We start from the raw sequence: 17077 nt of genomic DNA on the forward strand, positions 1-17077 counted from the left end.
AGCCGCGGCTTCGCTGTCCACGGCCCCGTCACCGCGACATATGATTTGTACCCCTGGCCGTCGTGATCCAGGCATCGGATCCGACGCTGTTGAGTCCTGGACAGATTCTGCTGCATCGGCTGCGTTTAGTACAACGGATCAGATGACCGCGGGAATCTACGATAACAGTTGACGGGCGCTCGATCGCAGAGTTCCGGACGACTGCCTTGGCGATGTTCGACCATATCTGTCCGATCTCAGGTGGTACTGAATTTTCGGAATTTTGTGGAATCCGGTGTCGATAAGGGTGTTTCGGATTAACCGAACTCGAGGCAATATGCTATGCCGTGAAGAGTCTTTTAAGTACTTCTTCAGAAGGGATACTTCAACTGACCGATTCAGCATGGGTAACGGCACGCTCAAGGTAATCTAGTTCACGATTGATGAACTGAGATGGTACCCCATATTCCGCCAACAGCGCTTCAACAGTATCTAGATTAGGGCTTGGGATCGGTGGATCATTGAGAAGAGCTGAATCTATGCCCTCAAAGCATGGCGGGTCAAGAAACAAATCACGTAAGTCATCTACAATTTCCGGCATTGGATCGTCAACACGATCATATACGGCTTCGAGTGATCCATACATTTCAAGTGCATCCATCGCAGATTCGGCACTTACATTCTGAAGTCCATCGTTGTAGTCCGTTCCGACAAGAATGGCTATATCAACTAGTTCCTTTTGTGAAAACCCGGTTTCTGCCTCAAGCGCCCGCCGATTAGCTAACACTTCTGACCCCTGGCCAGTAAAATCCCGTATCTGGACTTCTGCACCAAATAGAAGCGTATCCCAGTCATTTGATAACACAAAATCAGCATAACCATCGCGGTTCAAAACGGCTGCGCCCGCTTCTCCGTCGAATGGATAGTCCTTAATAAACGGGATACCAAGAGCATCCAAAATTTTTGCTGTTGATTCTTTGAAAAACCTGCTTTGTGGATAGGGCGTTGCCTCTGTTGACCGACCTGGATCAGTCATCTGCCGTACCGAACTTGAAAATTCTCCGTCATATATAAATATCAGCGGAATATCAGATCGAATGTATTTCCTGACACCGCTAATCGTACCAATCACATGCGCTACACCATTTCCATTTGAATTTGACCACATGTGTGACGGAACATTTGATTGAACGCCGGTAGCCATCTTCGTCACCCAATTCAGTGCATCTACAGCACCAACCCGACCAGAGTGCTTGGTAAGTTGTATTTCTGATGTTGGAGCAAACCGCTCAATCCAGGGAGCGCCCATTGCTTTTGATAACGTTGTCCAGCACACAATCAATATTTTGGCTCTAGTGGATAACTGAATGACGCCGATATCAGATGCTAGGACCGGGAGTAATTCCTCCTTCTGTAGCAATAACGCAGTAGCGATCTTCTCACCGATCGAAACTACAGAGTCGGCTAGTTAAGAATAGCGTCTAAGAGATCAACTGAAAGAACTTTGTCGAGATTACGATTCGCATTTCCACAATGCGGCGAATGGATACATGAGGGGCAGCCCTCCTCGCAACTACACCCTTTTACAAGCTCCAATGTTTGCTCGAGTAACCCTTCCAACTGTTCATACGCACTTGCAGAATATCCTGCACCTCCAGGATAGATATCATGGACAAAGATCGTTCCTCGCACCGTCTGTGGATGAGCTACGATCGATAATCCACCGATATCTGCCCGGTCGCAAAGTACCTCACGCGGATACAGCGAAATAAGCGCATGTTCGATCGCATGAAGGGCACTCAGGTATTCATCCTGTTCTTCAGTTTGCGCAGTGATGGATGCCTCGACTTCTGAGGGAACAGTGAAGAATAATCCCGTTGTCTCCACCGTCGCCGGAGGCAACGGCTTGTCGAACGTTTGTTCAGCAGGCGACTCATCATTCGGATGCGTGTAATGGAGGTATCCAGTGACTGAATCTGCCACCGTCATTCGAGCAAGCGTCTTTTCGAACGCTACACCACCGTAGTCTACTGTTTCCGTGTTTACCGTATCCTCAATAGTTATCTCTTTTTCACGGAGCGGCCGAGTGTAAGCTGATGTCTCCACTGATTCAAAGTACGCCCGATCGCGCTCTAGATTCAACTCGGCGACTCTGTAAGACTGCTTCTGGTGGGTATAGATGGCGTCAGGGTGAGCATCTCGCAGCGCTGCGCTATATTCGAGCGTCCCAAGGTGTTCGTCACGATTGCGGTCAATAAGCGTAATCTCACGCTCGTCGATACTTCGAATGTTCGTCTCCCACTGGACATTATCTTCAACAGCATTCCATCGGATCCGATCACCATCAACACGCCGGAGTCGCTCGGTTGCTTCGAGGTCGGTCACTATAGAAGGAAGATCCGGTCCGAAGTACTCTTCGTCATCTGGCGAGAGATAATGGTCTGAAGCAGCACAAACGACGTGATCGGGAAGGATCGCATCGTTCGAGGGATTGACCGTAGCTTGTTCAGCTCCGCTCTCGAACAGTTGACTTGGATCACGCAACAGATACTGATCTAATGGATTATCAGCTCCAACCAGTACAACCAGACACGAGTCCTCGCCGCGGCCGGCCCGGCCTGCTCGCTGGAATGTACTCATCGACGTTCCCGGGTACCCATCGAGTAACACTACATCGAGCGTTCCGATGTCGATCCCGAGTTCAAGTGCGTTCGTACTCCAGACTCCACGTGCCTCTCCCTTTCGGAGGGCCATCTCGAGTTCTTGCCGACGTTCGCCGTCAAGAGCGGCGTGATAAGCGTAGATATCGTCAGCGAGGTCGTGATGACCCCACGACCGGAGTTCCTTGTCGGCCCAGTTCGCGTACTGCTCAGCCCCCTGTCGGGCCGATGTGAACACGAGCGTCTGATAGCCTCGTGCAACGAGGTCGCAGAACAGCCGTACTGACTCGATATGTTGTGAACGCCGTTCACCGCCGGCGACTTCGTCGTGGTGAGAAACGGTGCGTTCGTCTGGCCCAACTACAGATTGTCCAGCTGGTGGGGAAATTGGACTGGCCTGTCGGTTGTCGGTGTTCGATCGTGAGTGACTGTCCTCTTGGGAACCATTCGTCGAAGCCGCGATAGCGATAGGAGACTCTTCATTGTGACCAGCTTGAATCTCTCCATCAGGATCGACGGCTGGATCGTCAATTGAGGCAGAGTCATTGGTCTCCTCTTTCAACGGCGGATTCCAGAATAGCCAGTGACGGTCGCCGGACGCACTCCGATCGTCGTTGACGAGTGTGAACGAATCCTCTGGTTGGGCCGTAACAGCTGCTGCATGTTCAACCGGATTTCCAATCGTCGCCGAACAACAAACGTACTCCGGATCCGTATCGTAATGATCCAACAGTCGGTTCAGTCGCCGAAGGACCAGAGAAGCGTGACTTCCGAAGTAGCCCCGATACATATGGACCTCGTCGAGGACAACTGTCTCTAACTGCTGAAACAGCCACCGCCAGTGATTGTGTCCATGAGCAAACGGGATGAGACTTAGGTGAATCTGGTCGATAGTCGTCAGGAGAACGTCTGGTTGCCGCTGCTTGATAGCTCGTCGTTCGGACGTTTCTGTTTCGCCGGTCTGGACAGCAATATCAACGCTCTCACCAAACCTAAGTTCGCTAGTGACCTCACGAAAGGTCTGCTCCTGATCATTGATGAGGGCGCGATAGGGGGCAACGTAGAGTGTTTTTCCCGCTCCTTCGAGGCCGCGTTCGAGCGCTGGTACAGTGTACGTTAGCGTCTTTCCGGACGCAGTCGGTGTCGCAACTACGGTGTTGTACCCCTCTCGAACTGCCTGGATCGCTCGAACCTGATGCGTGTAAAGATTAGAGATACCCCTCTGCTCGAGTGCAGTCGCTACCGGTGGTTCGATCTCGAGGTCGTCTGTCGTAGCTTCCTGACCGTCAACGATCTCATGGTGAACGATCTGGTCGGAATAATAGCCTCGATCCTGGAGCCAAGAAATCATCTCCTCAATATCAGGCCGCTGGTCCATTGAGTGTTCGATGGCTTTGTGACATTTTCAATGTTCGCCTATCGAATCGATGCCCTACGACAGTTTGTACTGTCAGAGAAGGGTTAGGTTCGGCATGAATTCGATCCTATTGTCCGTTTCGGCGGTGTCGATCGGAATGTCAAATTGCATTTGTCGTGGAATGGTTGTCTGAACGTACTGATCCGGGTTGGTTCGAAGCTCACAGCAGCGCTGGCTCAGAGGTACGGGACACCGCGAATGAGTTCTCCGTTGACGAGATATCCCTCTCGAGCGTGTTCGGCACAGCGATCGGCATAGTACGTCGTGATCGGTAAGCGTGTACTCCGCTGTGCACTCCCAATGTGGCTCTCGCTCAGCCAGTATACCTGTTCCAGTAACGTCCGCATTGGCGTCTCGCCTGCTCGTCGAACGACTCGAAGCGACCGTGGAGTCCCGAGTCCGTCGTCGTCATCGAACTCCGGACGTCCGGTCGTCGTGAGGAATCCGTAGTCGCCGCTCTGGGCAACGAAGAGTCGGCCCTTGTGATCGACCTCGAACTGGTCGTCCCGATAGACTGCCGCTCGCGGAGCACCGCTCTTTCGAACGTCGAGAATATCGATGTCGATGTCCGTTTCGTCGAACGGTTCGAGGATGGTATCGACGTCCTCGAAGAGGCGGCCATCGCGATGAATCACGATGTTATCGGGGGATTCACCCTCTTCACGTACGAACTCGCGATGGACATCCTTGAGAACGTCGACGATAGCGTTCTCGTCGAACGTCTCGCCGGACTGGAGCGATTGCGACTTCGAGACGAAGACGGTCCCATCTGAGAGGACGACGTTTGCACTCGCACCGAGGAACTGTCCAGTCTCCGGGTCGCGCGTCGCGTCGAGGCCGACGAAGCAGTCAACATCGCCCGGCATCTCGTCGACGCGCCACGGAACGCCGCCGGCACCCGCGATCACCCCGAGTGCAGTGTTCCGGAGAATCCACCTATCGTCGAGGTTGTCTCCACGGACCATCTGTGACGGGATGGTCTGCTTACCAAGCGATTTCTTGAACTCGGGATATGGATCGTCGATAGTCCCGTCCCGGATGAAGTCGTTGTTCGGTGCGGGAACGACAGCGAGAACGAGGTCGGCATCGTCGACCGCTGCGGCCGTCGTATTGTACTCGATCGCGTTCCCTAGTTCGTACTCGTCGTAAGAGATGTCGTCCGGTGCGCAGCCGATGGACGTGAGCTGTCGTTCGAGTTGCCCTCTGAACGGCTCGAACTTGCCAGCGTAGTGTTCGGGGACGAGATAGTGGAGGTGGAATGACGATGGCCGGCGATAGATCCCGTATCGCTTCAGTCCGTTCTTTGGCAGGGTCGCAGTCTGATCGTCGCCGAATCGCAGGTTGTCCGAACGGTCGACCTCCGTAGACATGAACGAGATGTTCGGTCCGACGGGAGTCGATTCGACCTGCGCGTCGACCTCGGAAAGCGAACCCAGATGAGCGATGAATTGCGTCGCCTTTCGGAACCGGTCGTCGGGAAGCATCTTGGCGGAACGGTCCCATTTACGGTGGAACGTCGGCGCGAGTTTCTTGACGATTTCCTTGCGCGGAGCGACCCGGAGTAACTGCGGAACATGAAGATTCGTCTCGTCGGAATTGGGATTGTACTGTATTTCGACGAGTTGCGGGTCTTCCGATCGAAGCCGATCGAGCATGTCATCGGAGATGCGGCCCTTTTGCTCGTACCAGTCGGCGAGCGACTGATTCCCGAAGTCATCGACGGGATCGGTAAACGTTACGTCTGCAAACCCTTTGAGCCGGCCGTTACCCGGTTTTTCGTACGTTTCCGGATCGTGTTCGACAGGTGTATCGACGAGTTCGTCGACGGACGCATTGATTCGATCAACGTATTCGTCGACGGTGACCTGACTTCGGGCCTGGTGACTAACGTCAATCCCGGCGAACGCTTTGCCGGACGGGAGAATTTCGAGACGTGCAGTGTACGCGAGACACGCCTCGAAGAGGCCATCCTGCCCTGTGATGACCGGGTCCTGTGTTCGGATGCGATCGACGCGGCCGGTCTCGTACGTTTCATCGTCGACTGCCGTTTTGAAGGCTTGCTGGAGTAGCCGAATAAGGCGCTCGTTGTCTGCCTCGTTATCTGCCTGAAGCGTCACTTGAGACTCGTCCGTTAATTCGAACGGTGTGGGATGCTCGTTCGTCAATCGACTGGTCGCGATAACCGAGAAAACGCCAGCGTGCGTGACGGCGGCGTTACTACACGATCGAAGATACGCAGCGAGGTTATACGTTACGTCCATCGGATCGTCATCGAACGGTCCGTCAGCCTCGATCCGATACTCGTAGACGTCTACGGTTTCGAAATTACGGTCGATCGGAAACAGTGAGAGGTAGGGCAGCCCATCTTCTAGGCTATCAAATAACTCATCAGTTGGTTCGACTGTCGTGGACTGCTGTGACTGATCGGAATCTGTCGGATTATCAATCGGGTCTGCATGCAGTCGTGACGAACCGTTCAGGCTCTTTTCGCCACGAAATTCGTTGCCGCGCGCGTTCTCGAGTTCGTACCACCGACCGCGTTCCCATGCGAAGTCGCTCAGGGCGTTGTTCTTCCAGATCGTAAGCGGAAACTCGTTGCCGTCGGTGTCGCGAACGCGAAGTCGCTTTGCCATCTTCTTAGAGGGCCGGTCCAGTTCGGAAAGGACCTTGACCCGCATATCGATTCGTTCCTCGTCCTCGATATCGGACTGCGTCGGCATCGATTCGAACAAGATGTCCATAACCCTAAATACTTTTCCATTAGCGTATTTCAGAAAACGCTATCTAGAAAATACCGTTCTCAAAAATCCTTATTGGGACTCGATATTACATATGGATTCGACATTTTCGACTGCCGATTTCCTCGTCACAGCTGACTGGAAGAGGGAGTACGGGCTTTCGATTCCGATTCGCATTGATACGATCGAACAGACACCGGAACACGATGCGTGGGGGCAGATCGTCCACTGTTCGGATCTAAACGGAGTCCACGTGAAGGTCACCGTCTTCGCCGGCGAGGAACTCACTGAGTATTCGTTCGAAGTGGGGGAGTGGCATTTTCCATTTAGCGTGTTTTCAATGTCCCTAGTAGAAACAACTATATGACTAGAGCATGTTATCGGTAGTATGGAGATTTCTTATGAGCATGCGAATCCGAGGGCGGGCAACGAGTCGTTTCTTCTTCGGATCGAGCAAGAATGCAAGCTGCGGACTCCTTGTATTCTCGTGGATGCGGGAGACGGTGTCGACACATCGACGCTACTCGGTGACGACGAATACTTGGCAGCGATACTCCTCACGCACGCGCACCTCGATCACTACCAATCGCTGGACGAAGCCCATCGTGACGGCGCACCGATTTTCACATCTCCCGGAACGGCAGCGATTCTCGAGGACGTCTTAGCAGAGGGTGCACGGCATCATTCGATGTCAGATACGGACACGATACTCGAGCGCGTCGAAGCGATCGACGACTGGGTCGACGTCGTCGGTGATGACATCAGCGTGGCCCCCGTGCCAGCGGGGCATACGCCAGGAGCGTGCGGATTCCTGATTCGAGCCCGTGATAGCCAAGAGAGTTTCCGTGCGCTCGCTACCGGAGACTTCACACGACGCGAGGCTGGCGGATACGTCGGATTCGATCCAGAGCAGTTCCTCGAGGTCGATGCACTGTTCCTCACGGCCGCGACGAACGATGGCGTCGACGAGACGATCACGGGTATCGTCGAAACGCTCGCCGCTCGTGCGAACGCCGGATCGAAGACGCTCTGTACGGCAAGCGGGCTGACTGGCGTTCATCTGGCGACGCTTCTCGGTTCGATCGAGCACGAACTCGATTACGCGATCCCAGTTACCCTCGTCGGACAGGTCGCGAAACTCTACGATGCGCTGGAATACGACTATCCGAACGTAGATACCGTCCCAGAGTTTGCGATTCCTCACGACTGCCTCGAGGAAGGGACCGTAACTATCGCTGGGCCGGAGGTTCCAGTCGAAGGAAGTAGCGAACGACTCTTCGAGGCGATTCGTGACGACGGGAACGCGACGTTGGTACAGGTACAAGGAGGAACCACGACCGCGAAAGACGCTGGCGATTTCGCTGGAACCGTTTCGTCGTTCGCGTTCTCGAATCATCCGACTGAAGCGATTCTCGACGAGATCGTCGAAACGATCGCTCCGACTCACGTCGTCGTTTCGCACCAGCGTGGCCGATCTCTGGAGCGGTACAAGGACAAGTGGGACGCATATACGTGGGCAACCGGCAGTTCCGGGACGGAGCAGCTGTATCTAGATGGAAGCTTCTGTGCCCCGGGTTGGATCGGCGATGCCACGAAGCGACGCGTGCGCAATCGCGACAAGCAACGAAGTACGATCGACCTCGGAGACGGAGTCCTGCAAGCAGCAGCGAGTGTTCCGAAACTCGAGCGGCGAGAAACGGCCGACCTCGAACGAGAAGGTGTCGATGTCGCTCGACTCCGTGAAGAACTCCATATCGGGCACAGCGAAGAGGCAATGGCGACTACTACCGTGGAGCCCGAAGCGGAGACAGATACCACGCAGAACGCACGCGGCGCTCCTGTTTGTGTGACCGATGGGGGATTGTATCGAACCGTTGGCCAGCCATCCAGTGACAATAAACACATCACACCAGATCCGACAGAGGTAGCTGACGAAATCGCTAATCCGACCGTCATCAACGTGTTGTGCGACTCGGCGTCAGCGGAGAGCGATACCTCCCCGGACGAGACTACTGCCGAACGGACACCGAAAGCCGATACGAAGGAAACCGGCGGAAAAGAAACCAACGGCGGTGAAGAGGATGAATCCGCTACCGCGACGGAAACCGCCGACGAAACGACGGAGATCTCGTACACGGAACGAACTGGGAGCGAGGCCGAGGACGAGGAGACGTCAGATTCGGATTCGACAATGAGTGAAACCACGACTGAGGAGGCGACAGGAACGGTGACCGACGAACCAGTAACTGAAACCGTTCGAATCGATCCCGCGATTCGAACACTCGCCGAACATCGCGCTAGTAGCGAGGGCGAATCGACCGAATCGTTCGTCGAGTCGGCAGTCAGAACATACCTCGCGGAAGCGCTGCGCGGCAACGAACCGTGGTCCGAAACGGCAGGAGTCACCGAACGAGAACTCACGATCGATGCCGATCCAGCACTCGAGAAGCTCATCGCAACTACTGCTGCGAACGACGACACATCGGACGCGGAGTCCTTCGTCGTCCGGACGCTCTGCGATGCGATCGGTCTCGACGTCGATGATCGCGAGCTACCGGTTCGTGCCCTCGAGGAAATGGATGAACTCATCGTCGCGACGACCGAGAACGAGAACTGTCCCCACGAAACGACGGACGAAGTCGTTCAGGCGGCTCTCGAGCGACGAGTCTTGTAATTGATAGTAGTACAGTCCATCTACAGGAAAATCGAAATAGCGCAATTGAGATGCACGAATATTTATGCTGACCGCTAAAAAGGAGAGACAATGACCGACGCAGGTAGTGAAGAGGAGTTTATCGCCGACGCCAAGCGCCACAACGAGTGGTGGAGCGAGGATCGACCGGCGACAGTCGTGGAAGCTGCCTCACTCACTCCGCGTTCCGACTTTCACCAACTTCTCAAAACGGTTGACGAAGCGCGACAAAACGGCACGGAGAATCTCGTCTACCAGATCTACGGACAGACCGGGATCGGAAAGACGACGCTCTTCCAGCAGCTCATCGCGGCACTGCTGGACACGACCGACTTTCCGGAAGGCGGACGCGATCACGAAATCGTCGGATCGGTATCGCCACGTCAGATACTATATGTCCCACTCGAAGCGTCCCTCTATCACTTAGAGCGCCCAGACGATGCGATTACACGGTTGAAGCAAGTCGTAGACTACTTCGACTCACACGTTGCTCCGCGGCGAGGTCGAAAGTACATACTCCTGGACGACGTCGGTGCGCTCAATCTCGAGGAAGACGAACGCGATGAGCTTCTCGATCTTGTAAACCAACGAACGTATCTGTTTCTCACGGGGATCGTCGCTTCGCAAGTCGATCTCAAGACGGGATCGGATGCCGACGAAATAGACGCGTTCGAAGGCCCCACACCAGTACTCCCGATGAAATTCGTCGATACGGTTCAACATCGTGCCGCCGAGGGCGGATTCCAGGTAGATTTCGGCTCCGAATTCCGGGAGCGGCTCGAAGCATATCAGTCGGACGGATTACCCGGACCGGCACCGATCAAGGCTGTTCGACGGTCGCTCGATTTGAGAGACGGTGGAGCCAGTATCGATGACGCGATCGCGTCCCTCGACGAGCTCTATTTCGAACACCTCTCACCGAGTCAGCGAGACGATCTCCACGATGCGTCGCGTGAGTACTTGCAGATCGGTGGGACGGTACACCGCGCTGGTGACGCGTCGGTACGAAATGAACTCACCAAATCACACTTTTTGCTGTATCTATACAAGGAGTTAGCGAAGCACGAATCCATTCAAAAGCCCGAAAATCTCCATAAACTCAGTTCGATCGCGGCGAGTCAAGCCGGCGAAGAACTTCGGTACACAGATATCAGTGATCGAATCGGTGTCGATCGCCGGACGGTCGACAGTTATCTCGAGGCATTGGATGAGGGAATCGCAGTCTCTGAGTCTCACGATTACTCGCTTCGTCGGTATCGGCGAACTCGTCTCTATCTCCGCAATCCCCGGCACGTTGTTTTGCTCTCACAGCGTCAGGAACACTATGGATTCGAGGAGTACAGTCACGAAAGCACACTCAATCATGAGTTCGAGTACAAATTAGCCAGAACGGTCGCGTTCGACCATGCGAAGCGTCTCGCGTTCACTGTCGGCGCCTACGACGTCGAATACTGCGAGACGGAGTCCGGACTCGTAGATTACGTCCTTCAGCGCGTGGGCCACGTTCTGCCGTTCGTCCTCTCGTACCATCCCTATACAGACGCTGCCGAACAAACCGCGGTCGAATTCGATCCTTCTGCCGGACAACATACGAAACCCGATAGCGAGGAGCTACAGGACTACAACTACGAAGCACCATGTCGGTTCATCATCACAGATAGTCTTCCGAAGGACGTACTCGAGCAGGGATCACTACGTGTTTCCCGTGACGATAACGATATCTGCTACCTGCCGTACTGGGTATTCTTACTGATCTGTTGACTATCTCTATACCGTCTTCTCTCCGCCTTCTTCGAATAATTACTCATCTCAGATATCGTTCCGAGAATCTCGATCGAACCCACTGAGGGACGAGAGAATTTCTCTGGAATACCCGTCTAGGACAGTCGACATACAAACTTATTGTCCGATAATCCAACACGCTATGCATCGTGACATTCAAGCAGTCGAAACCGATCGATCGGCTGTATCACGAGGTCGCCGACTACGACCTCGTGATCGTCCCCGACTCGCCGCTCGCAGACGCCCTCAATCGACGCCTCCAACGGCCTCATTTCGGCCCGTTCGCGATCACACCGCGACGGCTTGCGACGCGGCGTCGGGAGACCGCGGAGGACCGGACTGCGTTCCTCGAGGTGATCGACAGGACCGAGCTGGGCTGGAAGGAAATCGCCTACAGCGTCGGCAACGTCCTCCAGTGCTGGGAGTATCGAGGAAGCGCCGACGCAATCCTCGAGTACGAGGCGTTCGACACGCCAGCGACCAGAACCGTCGTCGACATCATTACCTCGCTGCAGACGTCTTCGCGGCTCCTTGCAGACTACGAGATCGACGTCGATAGGGACGAATCGGTCGCAGTCGTTGGCGAACGTCAGTTGACGAACCTCGAACGCTCGATTCTTCCCGACGAATACGATTCGATCGACCGATTCACCGAGGACCTATTCGAACTGCCTCCGTTTCGAATCTTCGAGTCGCCGGCGGCGATCGTTGATGCGGTTCTCGACACCGTCACGCGCGACAATGCGAACAATATCGGGATCGTCCTCGATGCGAGCAGCGAGTATTCACCGCTCGTCGAGTCGGCGCTCGAAACGGCTGGGGTTCCGTACTACGGCGGCCCTGGCTTCATGGACAAACGTGACCACCGTGCGTTCGTCCAGTTACTTCGGTGTACGACGGCCGGATCCGATACCCGCGTTCGCTCCGTAAAGCCACTGCTCTCGTGTCTCGATGCAACGGTGCCCGTCGAGCACGACGAAAAGCGACTCACCGACGTCGACGAGCCCGAGATCGATTGGCTGCGCGAGTTCAGCGAGCGTGCGGACACGCTCACCTTCGCGAAGGCGCTCAATGCATACGAGGAACGCACGGGACGAACGCTCGAGGCGTTCCGCGAGGAACTCGAGCGACTCGGACTACTCGCAGAGTCGATCACGGCCGACGGGATCGATCAACTCGTCTTCTATCTGGAGACCTACGAGGTGCCGATCGATCGGGACAACGAGGGGGTCCTGCTGGCGGATGCGAAATCAGCGTCGTTCGTCGACCGACCGGTCGTCTTCTATTTGGGACTCGACGAAGACTGGACCCACGACTCACCGAACCGGCCATGGGTCGATCGCGACGAGGAGTACGAGCGAAACATCGACGGCTTTCAATCGCTCCTCCAGAGCGGCGTCGAACGGCACTATCTCGTGCAGGATACGGCCGGTGGCTCACCCGTCACACCGTGTCTGTACTTCGACGAATTGCTCGATAGCGAGTTCGAACGATTCAGCGATCTCGCGTCGATCCGGCACGCGCGGACGGGGCGAACGACTGGTGACGGCTTTGAACGGGAGCCGCTGGATACAGCCGTCGAACCCGAACCTGTCGAGACGGTCAGTCAGTCGAGTCTGAACACCTACGCGAACTCTCCGCGAGACTACTGCTTCGGACGACTCGTCGAGACGCCGGATAAGCACTATTTCGTCGAAGGGAACATCTTTCACGACTTCGCCGAGTTCGTCGTCAATCATCCCGGGTTCGTCGATGAGACGCGACTCGAGGAAGTTGTCGAGGTCATGATTGAAGAAACGCGCGCGTTTCATCGGAGTACCGACCTTGAGACGCAGCGAACGCGATATCGAATCGGCCTCGAGACGATCTGCGAGTACCTCGCGGAACACGCGCCAGTCGACACGGCGTTCCTGACGCCGTCGAGCGGCTGGGGAGCGAATTTCTTCGCGGAATACTTCGATCGACCAGTCGACTCGCCGGTGACCGAACGGTGGTTCGAAGACGACGAGCTTCGGCTCAAGGGGAAGATCGATCTCGTGCAGTCACCGACGCAGTTAGTCGATTTCAAGAGCGGGAGTCGAAACGCCGCGACACAGGTAACGAAACACGCCTCGATCGACGACCCGAGCGACAAGCCGGATTTTCAGGCGTTGTGCTACCTCACGCACTGGCGGCAGCACCAGCCCGACGAGGGCCTCGAGTTCACGTTCTGCCACTTCCTCGAAACGCTCGACGACGTCGTTACCGGCAACGGCTCCCTCGAGGACTGTTTGACGACGGTGACGTACCATCCGATTGCGTTCGACGAGTTCGTCCAGTCCCGAACGGTCTTCGACGAACTCCGGGACGATGCCGCCAACAAGTGCAATAAGACGTTCTCGAAGACCGATTACGAGACGTATCTGACCGTCTTCGATACCCACGAGGTTCCGAGAACGCGGGACGCTGACGAGATGACCGACTCCCCCTTCGGCGAGGCGCTCCTCGAACGACTGATCGACGACGTTGGAGACTACAAGTACGTCAGGAAGGGCTGTACGCAAGCGTTCAGACATCTCTGCAGCTATCGGAAAGAGGGATACTTCGTCGAAGATCTCGATGAATTCGAACGCTTCGTCGACGAGCAACTCGGGGAATTGAACCGCTACCGTCGCGGCGACGGCCGATTCCCGGTCGAAGGCCGTGCCGGCGAACCGAACTACCGCTACGTGGACAACCGCGATATGCTTCTCACCGAACCCCGCTCCGCGCGAAACGACTCACAGAATCCGACTGCGACCGGAGCTGAAGACGCGGAGGTGCAGCGATGACGACACCGATCGAAGAGCGGTCAGCAACCGAGACGCCGTCGCCGAACGACCACCAGCGGGAACTCATCGAGAGTACGGACGGACTGTATCTCGTCGACGCCGGCGCCGGGACCGGGAAGACGTTCACCGTGACCCGGCGCTACGCGAATATCGTCACACAACCCGACGTCGAACCTGACGATATCCTCCTGATCACGTTCACGCGCAACGCGGCGACGGAGATGAAAGATCGGATCGTCGCCGAGTGTGACTACGATATGCGGGCACTCAACGACGCGCCGATTCAGACGTTCCACAGCCTGTGTAACGACATCCTCGATCAACACGGCTTCTATGCGCCCACCTATCTCGGGATCGACGACGCAATCACCGGCTCGACGCGGATCCTCGAGAACGAGACCATCGAAGGGGAGTACTTTCAGGAGTTCGTCGATCAGTTCAGCGACGATCACGACGAATACGCCGACCTCCTCCGGTGTCTCTCCGATCCGACCGAACTGCTCGATCTACTCAACAATCTCGCGTCGAAGGGGATCTTTCCGACCGCAGACGGCTGGTATCGCGATGGCAGGGAGGCTCTCGAGGGAGATTTCGAGGCGTTCAAGGAGGCATTCGACGAGGTGAATCAGCCGCGAAACGGCGGTAGCAAGCAGTCGACACTACGTTCCCGTCTCGGTCGCTACGGGAGGAACAAGTGCTACCTGCCCGACGCTCCTGATCGGAGCGAACTCCGCGGCGAGTACGGCTCGAAGGCCGTCCCCGAGGACGTCGCCGAACGAGTCTTCACCGAGGACCGCGACCACCTCATCGCGTTCGTCCACGATGTCTACTTCGAGTATCTCGAGTTCGCACTCGGACGGAACTACCTGAACTTCTCGTTCCTCCAGCTGTTCGCGTTCGTCCTGTGCTGTGAGGACGGCGAGCTCCGCGAGGACCTCGAGTTCGAGTACGTGATGATCGACGAGTTCCAGGACTCGAGCGAGATCCAGTTCAAACTCGCGTTGCTCCTGTCGGGGACGGACAATTTCTGCGTCGTCGGCGACTGGAAACAGAGCATCTACTCCTTCCAGTACGCGGCGGTCGAGAACATCACCGAGTTCGAGTCCCGCTTGGAGCGCTTCGCCGGCGAGTTGAATGATGACGCCGACCGGGTAACGTTCCCGCTCGAGCCCGTGACGACGATCGAACTCGAGCGGAACTACCGCTCGACGCAGTCGATCCTGGATTTCTCCGAGCACGCGCTCGTGACTCCAGGGAGCAGCAACGAGTCGGTCGATCGGGAGTCGGTCCTCGAGGACGTCGTCTCGCTGACCGCGAACACCGACCGTGATCACTCACAGATCGAGGCTCTTCAGCACACCGACGAGCACGAGGCGATCCTCACGAAGATCCAAGAGATCGTCGACAACGCCGAGTACGCGGTCGAAGATGACGGCGAGTTGCGGCCGCCGACGTACGGGGATATCGCTGTTCTCACTCGAACCCGTGATTTCGGCCGCGAGTTGCTCTCGACGGCCGAGGCGTACGAGTTCCCGATGGCCTACGAGGGCGGGATCGAACTCTTCCGGACCGATCAAGCCAAACTCCTGCTCGCATGGCTGCGCATCCTCGAGGACGGGTCGGACGCCGAACGGGGCTGGGCAGTCGTGCTCGAGCGCGCCGGCTATACGCTCGACGAGATCGATCACATCCTCGAACACGCCGCCTATCCCGACGAGATGGAGGCATTTCGCGCCGAACTGTCGACACTCGAGACCCACACGGCGGTCGCTCGGCGCGTGTTCGATCGCTACGGCTACGACGGGGCGACGGCGGACGTCGTCCTCACGACGGTCCAGTCGATCTATGGGTCGACGACGATGACGCGTGGAGACCTGATTTGGATCATCGAACGGGGGACCGAGGACGGATACACCGAGGAAGTACAGGCAGCTGCGGGCGCCGATTCGGTCACCGTCCAGACGGTCCACTCTGTCAAAGGCCTCGAGTATCCGATCGTGATCTTCGGGAACATGAACAACGGAAAGTTCCCGCCCGGCGGCGGCTCCGAGGGCACGATCATGTACTCCGAGACGACTGGGCTCCGCCAGCGGAAGTGTTACGACGACGCCCACGGCGACCCGTACGTCTACGACAACTGGCGAGCCGACGTCCTCCGCAAATGCCGACCAACCGAGCACGACGAAGAACGGCGCCTCCTCTACGTCGCAATGACGCGGGCGGAAAACCACCTCCTGTTCACAGGGGGCGACGAACCGAACACCTTCCTCGAGGAGTTGCCAGTTGACGTTGAGTCGCTCGAGCCGGTCGTCTCAGCAGTAGATGTCGATGAGACGAATCAGACGCAACTCGATGTCGACATTCCTGATCCAGCGGGGCCAGAAGGGTATTCGCCGCACTCGCTGATGGACGACAGTATCTTCGAGGATGTGTCGGGCGGAAGAGGGATGGATTTCGGCTCGCAGGTTCACGAGTTCGCCGAGGACTACGCACTTGACAAGGACGTAACTCCCGACAGTGACGACGAGAAACACATCGAGGCGTTCCTCGACAGTCTTCCGGGAGAACTGCGCGTCGAGGAGCGAGCCTACCTCCCGCTCGAAATCGATGGTAAGCAGGTCACGCTCTCAGGTGTGATCGATCTGGTTCACGTGACGGACGACACCGTCGAGATCGTCGACTTCAAAACGGACCTCACTCGGCATGCTGAGACCGAGTACCGGATCCAACTCAGCGTCTACTACCACGTCCTCGAAGACTGGTTCAGTAATCGGACCGTCACTGCATCGATCTTCTATACGGCCGAAGACGCTCAAGTAGAGATTGACCCATTATCGGAGGCAGAACTCGCGGCACTCGCTAGCGACCAACGATAAGCTCGTGTAATCTGACGAACATTCTGAACCATCGATGCCTCTAGGTCGCCTCCGCTCGATCGCCCCGATGTTCGGTTGGGCAACAAGCTATGTCGACACACTCGATACAATCATCGACTACGT

At 56.3% G+C, this 17077-nt stretch carries 8 protein-coding genes; 5 read left to right on the forward strand and 3 right to left on the reverse strand.

Features of this window, described 5'->3' with window-relative positions:
* Positions 1–364 precede the first annotated feature (364 nt).
* The 3 genes from MUG98_RS10325 to MUG98_RS10335 all read right to left on the reverse strand — a co-directional run bounded on the left by MUG98_RS10325 (position 365) and on the right by MUG98_RS10335 (position 6776).
* Complete coding sequence (locus MUG98_RS10325; RefSeq protein ID WP_265112039.1) at positions 365–1288, reverse strand: PIN domain-containing protein; 924 nt, start codon at positions 1286–1288, stop codon at positions 365–367.
* A gap of 155 nt (positions 1289–1443) precedes the next feature.
* Positions 1444–4017: a DEAD/DEAH box helicase gene (locus MUG98_RS10330; RefSeq protein WP_265112040.1), complete on the reverse strand. Its 2574-nt coding sequence runs from the start codon at positions 4015–4017 to the stop codon at positions 1444–1446.
* A gap of 215 nt (positions 4018–4232) precedes the next feature.
* Complete coding sequence (locus MUG98_RS10335) at positions 4233–6776, reverse strand: Piwi domain-containing protein (protein ID WP_265112041.1); 2544 nt, start codon at positions 6774–6776, stop codon at positions 4233–4235.
* A gap of 112 nt (positions 6777–6888) precedes the next feature.
* Between MUG98_RS10335 and MUG98_RS10340 the strand changes: the two genes are divergently transcribed.
* From MUG98_RS10340 to MUG98_RS10360, 5 genes are all read left to right on the forward strand, one after another.
* A complete protein-coding gene (locus MUG98_RS10340) occupies positions 6889–7161 on the forward strand; it encodes a hypothetical protein (protein ID WP_265112042.1) in 273 nt (90 codons plus the stop codon).
* Between the two features lie 21 nt (positions 7162–7182).
* On the forward strand, positions 7183–9468 hold the full coding sequence (locus tag MUG98_RS10345; RefSeq protein ID WP_265112043.1) for an MBL fold metallo-hydrolase: 2286 nt from the start codon (positions 7183–7185) through the stop codon (positions 9466–9468).
* A 90-nt stretch (positions 9469–9558) separates the two neighbouring features.
* A complete protein-coding gene (locus MUG98_RS10350; RefSeq protein WP_265112044.1) occupies positions 9559–11247 on the forward strand; it encodes an ATP-binding protein in 1689 nt (562 codons plus the stop codon).
* Between the two features lie 170 nt (positions 11248–11417).
* Positions 11418–14078 (forward strand): PD-(D/E)XK nuclease family protein, encoded by a 2661-nt coding sequence (locus tag MUG98_RS10355; protein WP_265112045.1) that lies wholly within the window; start codon positions 11418–11420, stop codon positions 14076–14078.
* Complete coding sequence (locus tag MUG98_RS10360; RefSeq protein ID WP_265112046.1) at positions 14075–16954, forward strand: UvrD-helicase domain-containing protein; 2880 nt, start codon at positions 14075–14077, stop codon at positions 16952–16954. The genes MUG98_RS10355 and MUG98_RS10360 overlap by 4 nt, the downstream gene beginning before the upstream one ends.
* Positions 16955–17077: the final 123 nt, after the last annotated feature.

The sequence above is a fragment of the Halosolutus halophilus genome, from assembly GCF_022869805.1.
GTDB classification, from domain to species: domain Archaea; phylum Halobacteriota; class Halobacteria; order Halobacteriales; family Natrialbaceae; genus Halosolutus; species Halosolutus halophilus.

What these genes read in the sequence shown, in the direction of transcription:
- MUG98_RS10360 (WP_265112046.1), top strand. Translation starts at nt 14,075, where the DNA reads ATGACGACACCGATCGAAGAGCGGTCAGCAACCGAGACGCCGTCGCCG.
- MUG98_RS10335 (WP_265112041.1), bottom strand. Translation starts at nt 6,776, where the DNA reads ATGCCGACGCAGTCCGATATCGAGGACGAGGAACGAATCGATATGCGG.
- MUG98_RS10345 (WP_265112043.1), top strand. Translation starts at nt 7,183, where the DNA reads ATGGAGATTTCTTATGAGCATGCGAATCCGAGGGCGGGCAACGAGTCG.
- MUG98_RS10330 (WP_265112040.1), bottom strand. Translation starts at nt 4,017, where the DNA reads ATGGACCAGCGGCCTGATATTGAGGAGATGATTTCTTGGCTCCAGGAT.
- MUG98_RS10350 (WP_265112044.1), top strand. Translation starts at nt 9,559, where the DNA reads ATGACCGACGCAGGTAGTGAAGAGGAGTTTATCGCCGACGCCAAGCGC.
- MUG98_RS10325 (WP_265112039.1), bottom strand. Translation starts at nt 1,288, where the DNA reads ATGGGCGCTCCCTGGATTGAGCGGTTTGCTCCAACATCAGAAATACAA.
- MUG98_RS10340 (WP_265112042.1), top strand. Translation starts at nt 6,889, where the DNA reads ATGGATTCGACATTTTCGACTGCCGATTTCCTCGTCACAGCTGACTGG.